Here is a 10,914-nt window from a genome sequence, read left to right as displayed (position 1 = left end):
TAAAATGCTTAAGACAAGCAAGGGCGTAATGCGCTTTGGGCACCGTCCGCAAGTGTAAACTTACAAACTTGTAAGTAGGCGACAGCCTATTCGTTGAAGCGCGCATTGCGCCCGAGCAACTCCGTCAAACGAGACGCGATTGCTCCAGCGCCGCCGCGATGAATCCTGCGAACAGAGGGTGCGGATCAAACGGTTTCGATTTAAGTTCCGGGTGAAACTGAACCCCCACAAACCATGGATGGTCTGGACGCTCGACAATCTCAGGCAACAACCCGTCAGGCGACATGCCAGAAAACACCAAACCGCTGCTCTCGAGTGGCTCAATATAGGCGCTGTTGACTTCGTAACGGTGGCGATGACGCTCTGAAATCGAGTTTGCACCGCCATAGATGTCCGACGTGCGGCTGTTGGCGCTTAACTTCGCTTCATAAGCGCCAAGTCGCATCGTTCCGCCCATATCACCGCCCTCTTCACGGCTCTGGAGACCTTCTTGGGTCATCCATTCTGTGATGATACCAACGACCGGCTCTTTGGTTTCGCCAAATTCAGTCGAGGAAGCATCAGCAACGCCAGCATGTCGGGCGCCTTCGACACAGGCCATTTGCATTCCAAGGCAGATACCGAAGAACGGAACTTTGCGTTCCCTTGCAAAACGCACAGAAGAGATTTTGCCTTCGCTTCCGCGCTCACCAAATCCGCCGGGCACCAAGATGCCGTGCATCGGCTCAAGCGCCGAAACAATATCGGCGTCGTCATCGCCTTCGAATATCTCAGCGTCGATCCACTTAATGTTGACCTTGACCCGGTTAGCAAGGCCGCCATGGACCAGCGCTTCGTTGAGGCTTTTGTAAGCATCGGGAAGACCGACATATTTGCCCACCACACCAATCGTGACTTCGCCTTCTGGATTGAAATATCGGTCGGTGACATCGTTCCAAGAAGACAGATCGGGATCAGGCGCATCGGTAATGCCAAAACCGCGCAAGACCTCTGCATCGAGGCCCTCTTGGTGGTATTGCAATGGCACAGAATAAATCGACGGCGCATCGAGAGCCGGGATCACCGATTCCTTACGGACGTTGCAGAAGTTCGCGATCTTCTGCCGCTCACCATCGGGAATGGGGTGTTCCGCGCGGCATAGCAGGACGTCGGGCTTAATCCCAAGACTGGCCAGCTCGCGCACTGAGTGCTGCGTTGGTTTGGTCTTAAGCTCACCAGCAGCGGCAATGTACGGCACGAGTGTCACATGGACACTGAGCGTTTGAAGCGGCTCAAGATCGTTCCGGATCTGACGGATGGCTTCCATGAATGGTAGCGATTCGATGTCCCCCACCGTGCCGCCAATTTCGCACAAGATAAAATCGTGGTCATCTTGGTCGGCCAATGCAAACTGTTTGATCGCATCGGTCACGTGCGGGATCACCTGCACGGTTGCGCCGAGATAATCACCCCTTCGCTCTTTCGCGATAATGTCGCGGTAAACGCGGCCCGAGGTGATGTTATCGCTCTGCCGCGCGGTTACGCCGGTAAAGCGTTCGTAGTGCCCAAGATCGAGATCGGATTCTGCGCCGTCATCGGTCACATACACCTCGCCATGCTGATACGGGCTCATCGTGCCCGGATCGACATTGAGGTAGGGATCAAACTTGCGAATACGTACCTTGTACCCGCGTGCTTGTAGGAGTGCAGCAAGACTTGCTGCCATGAGACCTTTGCCGAGCGAGGAGACCACGCCGCCGGTGATGAAAATGTACCGCGCCATGGGAGTTGAGCCTTAAGCGTGTCAGGGGATTCGGGGCAAGCAAATTGGTGAGGCAAAGCGCCGCCAATCCACAAGTGTGGCAATTTTTTACGATTTTGGCTGAGTTTTACTCGGCTAGAGGGTCTGCGTCAGTGGTCGCAGGTGCCTCGCTTGCATCAACTGAGCTGTCATCACTTAGAAGATCATCACTCGGTGACGCCGCGCCAGATCCGGCCGGATCACCAAGCAAGTCATCAGCCGTTGGAGCAGATGCATCGCGGTCAAGCGTCGATGACAAATCACCTACACTCGAGTCGCTCACGGCCAATGCGGCCAGAACAATCGACATCACAACAAAAGCCACAGCCAACCATTTGGTTGAACGGGTAAGAAAATCAGCCGCACCGCGCGCGCCAAGAGCGCCCGATGGATTGCCGCCAATTCCCAGACCTCCGCCTTCGGAACGCTGCATAAGCACCACTGCAACTAGTGAGGCGGCGATCATGGCCTGGATGACGGTAAGGATGATAAACAGCGACATATTGGCTTCTTTTGAAAAAGTGTTTGATTATGAACATGCGTTCTGAAGTGTCGCACTTAGGGATAAGCACTCAGAACAACAAGGTCTCACCGAAATGGGATGGTCTTGGGCTGGTTACGCCTCAGTCGTTTCGCCAGCGGCTAGCGCAATGCCCATAAAACTGTCGGCTGTAAGGCTTGCACCGCCAACCAAGGCGCCGCCGACATTACGCACCGCAAAGATTTCAGACGCATTTTCGGGTTTCACAGAACCGCCGTAAAGAATGCGGACCGCTCCCCCGTGCTCTTCACCATAGAGACTGATGAGTAATGCACGGATTGCACTATGCATTTCTTCAATATCAGCCGGTTGAGCAGTCTTACCTGTACCGATCGCCCAAATGGGTTCGTACGCAACAGAAAGAAGTTCCGTAGGGTTTTCGATCTCAACCGGGAGCGAGGCTTTGAGTTGCTTCGTCACGAATGAAACGGCGTCGCCCTTTTCACGGGTTTCGTTCGTTTCACCGCAGCACATGATCACGCGCAGACCAACCGTTAGAGCCGATTCGGCCTTCGCCTTGACCAACGGATTGCCCTCACGGTGTGATTGGCGCCGTTCAGAATGGCCAAGGATCACAAATTTGCCGCCAGCATCAGCGATCATCGCCGCAGAGATATCGCCGGTGTGTGCGCCGCCTTCTTGTTCGTGGCAATCTTGCGCGCCCACCGCGATCTGTTCGGCTTCGCGGTGGATCGGGTGAATCAAGGTGTAAGGCGGAGCAATCGCCACCTCGACCTTCATGTGGCGCTGGGCAGCTCTATCGATAGCGCGCGCTTCGGAAAGCATGGAGCGGGTGCCGTGCATCTTCCAATTGCCAACGATATAGGGGCGCAAGGGCATTCAATATTCCTGAAATCAACTGATACGAATCTTGCCTGAGAGATTTAGGCGCGTGCGGGCTGGTCCGCTAGCGGAGCGTGCAAGTTTAGTCAAAACCCATCCAACCTGTTGCCGCGAGGTCGCAGGCCCGATAAAGCGCAGATCCGTTCATAGTAACTGGGCAAAGCGTGAGTTTCACCCGTTTCACACAGTTCAAATGTGGGTATCGGGTTTGCGTTACCCCTTTGGGCGGATATTGAACATGAAAATTTGCGGTAGCGCGCACAGAATAATGTACTGGGAATTGACTTAGATGATTTCGCTTTTTCGTAATTTTTTCCAGTCGAAGATCGGCCTTCCGATATTCATTGGTTTTCTCGTGATCGTCGCATTGGCCTTTGCTTCAGCCGACATTTCGGGTTCATCGACCTTTGGCGGCCTCAGCGGTAGCGACAAAATCGCATCAGTCGGCGGAGAAACCATCTCTGCAAGCGAGGCCAACGGCGCAATAAACAACGCGCTCTCGCGTCAGCGACAACAAAATCCGACGATCACCATGCCTCAATTCATCGCCGAAGGTGGATACGAAGCAGAGCTATCAGTCCTTATCGATCGTTATGCCTTGGGCCGATTTGCTAAGGATTATGGCCTTCGCGCTGGCGATAACCTTGTGAATAGCGAAATCCTGCAAATTCCTGCGTTCCGCAGCCTCACAGGTGATTTTGACCCGCAGACCTACCAGCTGGCGTTGCAGCGTCAGGGCATTTCGGATGCTATTTTGCGCAAGGATATTGGTGATGGCCTTTTAGCGCAGCAAATCCTTCGGCCAGCACTTGGTGCCCCGCGCCTACCCAAAGCAGCAGCGAAGCATTATGCCTCGCTTGCCCTTGAACGGCGCCGCGGACAAATCGCTCTTATCTCCAGCGTCGCATATGCGCCAGAAGGTGATCCAAGCGACGAAGCACTCACCGCCTTTTACGAAGAAAGCCGCAGCAATTTCATCCTACCAGAGCGCCGCACACTGCGTTTTGCGCGGTTTGGTGCTGAGACTGTTACGACCGATCTGACCCCCAATGAGGCTCAAATCGCAGCGCGCTTTGAACGCGATGCAGAAGTGTATGCAGCGCAAGAACGCCGTGCATTCACATCTTTTGTCGTTCCCACCGAAGAAGCGGCACAGGCGATTACAGCGCGCATTCGCGGTGGATCAAGCCTTGAAGCAGCAGCGGCGCAAGCCGGTTTCAACGTGTCTCAAAATGAGCTGCGTGACCGTGAACAGACGGGGACGGCCACAAGCGCTGCCGTTGGTGAAGCCTTGTTCGAGGCCGAGCAAGGCGCGCTTATTGAACCCGCCCGCAGTGCGCTTGGTTGGTACGTAGCGCGGGTTGATGAAATCGAACGCACACCAGCACGCGGACTGGGCGAGGTTCGCAGTGACATCGCGGATCAACTTCAGGCTGAAATGCTTGCCGCTGAACTAGCAGAGCTGAGCTCTCAGATCGAAGAAATGGTGGATACAGGCACATCGCTCACTGATGTCGCCCAGCAATTCGGTCTTCAGGTTGATGTGACCCCCGACCTTCTTGCCAACGGCCAAGTCTTCGGCAGCCTAGGACAAACGGTCACACCTCAAGTTCGTCCAATCCTCGACACCGCGTTCCAAATGGAGGAAGGCAATCCGCAACTCGCAGAAATCGTGCCCGGTGCACAATTCCTCGTGTTCGACGTCTCCGACATTACCGAAAGCGCCGCTCCTCCGCTTGCTGAAGTGCGCGACGCTGCAATCTCTGCATGGCGCATTTCGGAAGGCAGCAAAGAAGCAAAGAAAGTGGCCGAAGCTGCGCTTGAAGCAATAGGTGCCGGAACACCCATCGCTCAAGCCCTTAGCGATGCAGGAGACAGCGCAAGTCAGCTTGAGCAAGTTGACCTTACAAGGGCAGAGCTTTTGGCCAATACCAACCAGCGTTTGCCATCTTCATTGGTGCTGATGTTCTCTATGGCTCAAGGTTCGGCAAAATTGCTTGAAAACCAAGGTGACCTTGGCTGGTTCCTCATCAATTTGGACGAAATTGTTGTCGGGGAAGTGGCTGATGATAATCCTGTGTTGTTGCAAACGCAGCAACAGATCGCGGCGGCGCTTAGCGGCGAATATGCGGAGCAATTGTCTGCCTCCATCCGCGAGGAAGTCGGCGTTGAGCGCAATGAAGAAGCTATCGAAGCTCTGCGACGCACTCTTTCGGGTGAAAGTTGATACGCTCTTTGGCGCTTTGGGATAGGTGCTCGCAGTGACACAAGCCATGGTTACCCAAACAAATCTGGAGAATGCAAGGAATGCAGAGCGCGTTCTTGCGTCGGGTAAGCCATCGCTTATCTGGCGTAAGGTCATTGCCGATTGTGACACGCCAGTGGGCGCCGCAAGGCGATTGATCGAATCAGGGCGCGGCGATTTCTTGCTTGAATCAGTAGAAGGCGGCGAAGTCCGGGGACGCTACAGCCTGCTTGGCCTTGATCCGGACCTTGTGTTTCGTGCCAACGCCAATGGCGCAGCGATCAACTCCAATTGGAAACGAGACCGAGACGCGTTTGAGCCATGCAAAGGCGATGCGATGCAGGAACTGCGCGCGCTTTCTGAGCTATGCCGTATCGATGTGCCTGAAGGGCTTCCGCCTGCCCTTGCCTGTCTCGTCGGCTATTTTGGCTATGAGACAATTGGCCTCGTCGAAACTCTGCCGCGCGCACCTGCTAGCGAACTTGCATTGCCTGACATGCTGTTCGTGCGTCCAACCATCATCCTGATCTTCGATGGACTTTCAGATGAATTGTTTTGCGTTGCCCCCATTTGGGAAGCCGCTGATCCAAAAGCTGCGATCGAGCATGCTGGTGAGCGTATCGATGAAACCTTGCGCGCCCTCACTCAGCCCCGCCCATCGGAACCTCGTGTATCTGCATACGCGAGCGAACCTGAACTGACCCCGGTTATGTCGGGCGATGATTATAAGAGCATGGTAGCAAAGGCGAAGGACTATATCCTTGCAGGCGACATATTTCAGGTCGTGCTGGCGCAGCGTTTCACATGCCCGTTTGAACTGCCACCATTGGCGCTTTACCGGAGCCTTCGCCGAGTAAACCCATCGCCATTCCTCTATTTTCTTGATCTACCCGGTTTTTCGATTGTGGGATCGAGCCCTGAAATCCTTGTCCGAGTGCGCGCCAATGCAAAAGGTGAGCGCGATGTGACTATTCGCCCAATTGCCGGTACGCGGCCACGCGGGGCAACGCGTGAAGAAGACGATGCGAATGAAGCTTCACTTCTCGCCGATCCTAAAGAGCTTGCAGAACACCTGATGCTGCTTGATCTTGGGCGCAATGATGCAGGCCGCGTCTCCGCACGAGGAAGCGTCGAAGTCACCGACAGCTTCACAATCGAACGCTATAGCCATGTGATGCACATCGTCAGCAATGTTATTGGCAAGCTTGCCGATGGCAGCGACGCACTTGATGCGGTATTTGCAGGCTTTCCTGCTGGCACTGTCTCAGGCGCGCCAAAGATCAGAGCGTGCGAAATCATCGCCGAGTTGGAACCGGAGGCCCGCGGCGCCTATGCTGGCGGTGTAGGCTATTTCGCACCTGATGGTTCGGTCGACAGTTGCATTGTTCTACGCACGGCGGTTGTCAAAGATGGTACGATGCATGTCCAAGCGGGCGCGGGGATCGTCGCCGATAGCGACCCGGACTACGAGCTTGCCGAATGCCGCGCCAAAGCCGGCGCATTGATTGCGGCCGCTAAAGAAGCGGTCCGCGTAGCGAGTGAACCAGGGTTTGGCCAATGACACGTTTTTCAATTGCTCTTTTGGCTGCGCTGACCCTCACCGCTTGTCAGGATCAACCGGCGGGCGAGCCAGTTACACGCGCCGAGATCGGCCAAGCGGTCCCGCGCGATACGGCCGAAACAATTCCCCAGATCAGTGAAGAAGGCACTGAAGAGAACATTGGTGACATATGCCGGGCTGCGACGTTTGAAGGCGTCTCGCTTACTCATTGTATCGCGGACCCAGAATTACACAGCATCAACACCGGTCTTGCACCGTCTAGCGGGAACAATTTCGGCACAATCGAAGGCTGGGCCGCAGGCCGGGATGAAAGCCGGATTGCCTTTGTTATGAACGGCGGCATGTATGGTGATGATCTTAAAGCCATTGGGTATTTTGTGCGCGGCGGCGACCGGTTGGTAGAACTCAACCGTGGAGAGGGAAGCGGCAATTTCTACATGCAGCCAAATGGCGTTTTCTTCGGCACAGGTGGTAATTGGCGCATCCTTGATACGGACACATTCCTGCGCACTGTTGGAACGCGCCCACAATTTGGCACCCAGTCGGGCCCCATGCTCGTCATCAATGGTAAGCTTCATCCTGACATTCAGGAAAACGGTCCGTCAAAGGCAATCCGCAACGGCGTTGGCATCGCTGCTGACGGCAAGGCGCACTTCGTTATTTCAAACGCTCCGTTGAGCTTTGGCCAGATCGCGCGATACTTCCGCGATGAATTGGAAACACCCAACGCGTTGTTCCTGGACGGGAATATATCGTCGCTATGGGACCCGGCAAGCGGGCGAATGGACGAAAGGCGTGTGGGCCCCCTTCTTGTGGTGGAGACAAAATAATGAGCAATAGCAACATGCTTAGCTATGACCGCACTCTCTACCCAGAGATTGAGCCTTATGAGGCCGGAATGCTCGATGTAGGCGAAGGCCATTCGCTTTATTATGAGCGGGTCGGCACACCTGGCGCAAAACCTGTGGTCTTCCTGCACGGCGGCCCCGGTGGCGGCATGGCCCCATCGCACCGGCGTCAATGGGATCCGGAAAAATACGACGTTCTCTTGTTCGATCAGCGCGGTTGCGGGCAATCCACCCCCTTTGCAGAAATCGAAGACAATGACACATGGCGTATCGTTGGTGATGTTGAGCAACTGCGCGAAATGTGCGGGCATGATGCATGGCAAGCCTTTGGCGGAAGCTGGGGCTCTACCTTGGCGCTCGCTTACGCGCAAAAACACCCTGAGCGGGTGACAGAACTGGTCCTGCGCGGTGTATTCTTAGCTCGCCAAGCAGAGAAGCAATGGCTCTATAACTATGGGGCGAGCCAACTATATCCCGACCAATGGGACAGTTTTGCTGGACTTATTCCAGAAGACGAACGCGGCGATCTGCTCACGGCCTATCACACGCGGCTTACGTCTGATGACAGGGAAACACGCCTTGCGGCGGCGAAAGAATGGGCTTCTTGGGAGGGGACTGTCATCACGGTCCTACCCAATGACGAGCTACTGGGTAATATGAACGAGCCGGAAAGTGCCTTGCCCTTTGCCCGGATTTGCGCGCGGTTTTTTATGGACGATTTCTATCTCGAAGAAGCGCAGTTGCTTCGCGATGTGGAGAAAATCCGCCATATCCCAACTATCATCGTGCAAGGTCGGCACGACGCCTGCACCCCGCCCCGCGCGGCTTGGGACCTTAAAAAGGCCATGCCCGAGGCAGAGCTATGGATGATCGCAGACGCAGGCCATGCCGCAAGCGAGCCGGGCATTGTCGACGGGCTAGTCCGCGCGACGGATAAGTTTGCGGCATATTGATGGCTGACTTCAGTTTTACCCAGGAGTTTGACCTTGACCAAGCGGTAGAAGCGCATGCGGTCTTCTCTAGGGTAGCTCATTCGAAGTCGAATCCACGCGCAACGTTCATCGTCATTTTTCTCATTTTGGTCCTTTTGTCGATCGGGATCTCTGACGATAAGTTTCCTTCGATCCTGTGGGGATTAATCTGGATTCCAGTTTGCGGCGCGCTTTCTTGGCTGATAATTTGGCCTCCAAAACGACTGTTAACTCTCGGTCTGAAGAGGCAAATCGTCGCGTATCGTGAACAAGTGGGAGCATCGAGCGAGTCGTCGACATATTACTTCAAAGGCGAAGAGATTCGCGTCGAAACTGGGACTTCCACTGAGACGTTAACTCTGACCGATCTTTACGGTTGGCACGAAAATGACGGCTTGCTGCTTCTTTATCGCGCGCCAAAATCGTACTATTTCATCGTCAAGAGCCAACTTGACTCTTATCAGATTGATTCACTGCGCCAATGTCTACTGGCCTATACAGGAAAACCGTTTAGAGGCTGGTAGTATGATCCTAGTCATCGACAATTACGACAGCTTCACCTTCAATCTTGTCCATTATCTGATGGAATTGGGCGCAGATGTGCGGGTTGAACGCAATGATGCGATGAGTGCGGCTGAAGCGTTGGCCACGAATGCGAGCGGCTTCCTCATTTCGCCCGGTCCCTGCACCCCCAATGAGGCCGGCGTCAGCCTTGATCTGGTCGCGGCGTGCGCTGATGCGGGTAAGCCTTTGCTGGGGGTGTGCCTTGGCCACCAATCCATTGGACAGCATTTTGGCGGCACCGTTACACGCGGCGGGTTGATGCATGGCAAGACCTCGCCAGTGACGCATGACGGCAGCGGGCTGTTCCAAGGTGTGCCCTCGCCCTTTACCGCCACACGCTATCACAGCCTTGAGGTGGTCGATGTGCCGGATAGCCTGATCGCAAACGCCCATGCCGAGACACCAAGCGAAGATCACCCCAGCGTGATGGGCTTTCGCCACGCTGAGCTTCCCATCCATTCTGTGCAATTCCACCCGGAGAGCATCGCGACCGAGCACGGCCACGCATTGCTTGCCAACTTTATGATGATTTGCGGACTTGAACCGGAGAAACTGCCGTGAGCGTCCTACCTCTTGATGTACCTACGCTCACCCGAACTGAAGCGGATGAAGTCTTCGCCAATATCCTCGACCTCAAGGCCAGCGCTGAGGAGATCGAGGCCTTCCTTATCGCCCTTTCCGCACGAGGCGAAACGGCTGTCGAAATCGCTGCTGCGGCCAGTGCCATGCGCGAACGGGTCAATGGGATCGAAGCACCAAGCAATGCCGTCGACTGCTGCGGCACGGGCGGCGATGGTCAACATACGCTCAATGTTTCTACCGCGGTGAGCCTTGTCGTCGCCGCATGCGGTGTGCCGGTTGCCAAGCACGGCAATAGAGCCGCTTCCTCCAAATCAGGCGCAGCCGACACTTTGGAAGCCCTTGGGCTCGATTTAGATGCGGCCGTGCGTTCAGCCCAGAAGACTCTCAATGAAGTCGGCATTTGCTTTTTGTTTGCCCGCGTGCACCACCCCGCTCTTGGCCCAATTGCGCCCATTCGTGAGAAGATCGGCAAGCGAACGATTTTCAACTTGCTTGGTCCGCTCACCAATCCCGCAGGCGTAAGGCGTCAACTCATCGGCCTTGCTCGGCCGGAGCTTGTGCCTGTCTACGCAGAAGCCAAGGCAAACCTTGATAAAGAGCCCGCATTCATCGTCTCCGGTGACGAAGGTCTGGATGAGCTTAGCCTAGCGTGCGGCAACACTCTTGCCGATGTAGAGGATGGCCAAGTCACAATGCGCCGCGTTGACGCTGGTGACATTGGCCTTTCCAACACCCCGCTCGAGGCCATTCGCGGTGATGATGCGGTGTTCAATGCCGCTGCCCTCACCCGCCTTCTCGACGGTGAGAAAAGCGCATATCGCGACGCTGTCCTTCTCAATGCGGCTGGTACGCTGGTCGTCGCAGGTGCCGCGCAAGACTGGCACGAAGGCGCTGCCAAAGCCGCCGAAGCTCTCGATAGTGGCAAGACCAAAACCTTGCTCGCCAAATGGATCGAATTGACGGTATAGCGCGCCGCACC

General features: G+C 55.4%; 10 protein-coding genes. 7 read left to right on the top strand and 3 right to left on the bottom strand.

What is annotated here, in order from left to right:
- Window positions 1-124: 124 nt before the first annotated feature.
- From ABJ205_RS15080 to tpiA, 3 genes are all read right to left on the bottom strand, one after another.
- Window positions 125-1,762 (bottom strand): CTP synthase, encoded by a 1,638-nt coding sequence (locus ABJ205_RS15080; protein ID WP_348156971.1) that lies wholly within the window; start codon window positions 1,760-1,762, stop codon window positions 125-127.
- A 106-nt stretch (window positions 1,763-1,868) separates the two neighbouring features.
- Entirely contained in the window at window positions 1,869-2,282 is a 414-nt protein-coding gene (gene secG, locus ABJ205_RS15075; RefSeq protein WP_348156968.1) for a preprotein translocase subunit SecG, read from the bottom strand.
- Between the two features lie 114 nt (window positions 2,283-2,396).
- Window positions 2,397-3,161 (bottom strand): triose-phosphate isomerase, encoded by a 765-nt coding sequence (gene tpiA / locus ABJ205_RS15070; RefSeq protein WP_348156965.1) that lies wholly within the window; start codon window positions 3,159-3,161, stop codon window positions 2,397-2,399.
- 292 nt (window positions 3,162-3,453) lie between these two features.
- On the opposite strand from tpiA, the gene ABJ205_RS15065 reads away from it, so the two are divergent.
- The 7 genes from ABJ205_RS15065 to trpD are packed head-to-tail and all read left to right on the top strand — an operon-like array spanning window position 3,454 to window position 10,903.
- Window positions 3,454-5,391, top strand: coding sequence for a SurA N-terminal domain-containing protein (locus tag ABJ205_RS15065; RefSeq protein ID WP_348156962.1), 1,938 nt, complete (start codon window positions 3,454-3,456; stop codon window positions 5,389-5,391).
- A gap of 46 nt (window positions 5,392-5,437) precedes the next feature.
- The gene (trpE, locus tag ABJ205_RS15060; RefSeq protein WP_348156959.1) at window positions 5,438-6,970 is read left to right on the top strand and encodes an anthranilate synthase component I; all 1,533 of its coding nucleotides are present in this window, start codon (window positions 5,438-5,440) and stop codon (window positions 6,968-6,970) included.
- On the top strand, window positions 6,967-7,800 hold the full coding sequence (locus ABJ205_RS15055) for a phosphodiester glycosidase family protein (protein ID WP_348156956.1): 834 nt from the start codon (window positions 6,967-6,969) through the stop codon (window positions 7,798-7,800). The genes trpE and ABJ205_RS15055 overlap by 4 nt, the downstream gene beginning before the upstream one ends.
- Window positions 7,800-8,771 carry a prolyl aminopeptidase gene (gene pip / locus ABJ205_RS15050; RefSeq protein WP_348156954.1) on the top strand — a complete coding sequence of 324 codons (972 nt, stop codon included), beginning with the start codon at window positions 7,800-7,802 and terminating at the stop codon, window positions 8,769-8,771. Before ABJ205_RS15055 ends, pip begins: the two co-directional genes overlap by 1 nt.
- Window positions 8,771-9,313 carry a YcxB family protein gene (locus tag ABJ205_RS15045; RefSeq protein WP_348156951.1) on the top strand — a complete coding sequence of 181 codons (543 nt, stop codon included), beginning with the start codon at window positions 8,771-8,773 and terminating at the stop codon, window positions 9,311-9,313. Before pip ends, ABJ205_RS15045 begins: the two co-directional genes overlap by 1 nt.
- 1 nt (window position 9,314) lies before the next feature.
- Window positions 9,315-9,914 carry an aminodeoxychorismate/anthranilate synthase component II gene (locus ABJ205_RS15040; RefSeq protein ID WP_348156949.1) on the top strand — a complete coding sequence of 200 codons (600 nt, stop codon included), beginning with the start codon at window positions 9,315-9,317 and terminating at the stop codon, window positions 9,912-9,914.
- Window positions 9,911-10,903: an anthranilate phosphoribosyltransferase gene (gene trpD, locus ABJ205_RS15035; RefSeq protein ID WP_348156946.1), complete on the top strand. Its 993-nt coding sequence runs from the start codon at window positions 9,911-9,913 to the stop codon at window positions 10,901-10,903. Before ABJ205_RS15040 ends, trpD begins: the two co-directional genes overlap by 4 nt.
- Window positions 10,904-10,914 lie beyond the last annotated feature (11 nt).

It is taken from the genome of Erythrobacter sp. (genome assembly GCF_039988855.1).
Lineage (GTDB): Bacteria > Pseudomonadota > Alphaproteobacteria > Sphingomonadales > Sphingomonadaceae > Erythrobacter.
Note: the sequence above shows the minus strand (reverse complement) of the source record. Positions and strands in the feature narration are given on the sequence as shown.

Coding starts and splice junctions, on each gene's coding strand:
- secG (WP_348156968.1), bottom strand. CDS start 2,282: ATGTCGCTGTTTATCATCCTTACCGTCATCCAGGCCATGATCGCCGCC.
- ABJ205_RS15040 (WP_348156949.1), top strand. CDS start 9,315: ATGATCCTAGTCATCGACAATTACGACAGCTTCACCTTCAATCTTGTC.
- ABJ205_RS15045 (WP_348156951.1), top strand. CDS start 8,771: ATGGCTGACTTCAGTTTTACCCAGGAGTTTGACCTTGACCAAGCGGTA.
- trpE (WP_348156959.1), top strand. CDS start 5,438: ATGGTTACCCAAACAAATCTGGAGAATGCAAGGAATGCAGAGCGCGTT.
- ABJ205_RS15080 (WP_348156971.1), bottom strand. CDS start 1,762: ATGGCGCGGTACATTTTCATCACCGGCGGCGTGGTCTCCTCGCTCGGC.
- tpiA (WP_348156965.1), bottom strand. CDS start 3,161: ATGCCCTTGCGCCCCTATATCGTTGGCAATTGGAAGATGCACGGCACC.
- pip (WP_348156954.1), top strand. CDS start 7,800: ATGAGCAATAGCAACATGCTTAGCTATGACCGCACTCTCTACCCAGAG.
- ABJ205_RS15065 (WP_348156962.1), top strand. CDS start 3,454: ATGATTTCGCTTTTTCGTAATTTTTTCCAGTCGAAGATCGGCCTTCCG.
- ABJ205_RS15055 (WP_348156956.1), top strand. CDS start 6,967: ATGACACGTTTTTCAATTGCTCTTTTGGCTGCGCTGACCCTCACCGCT.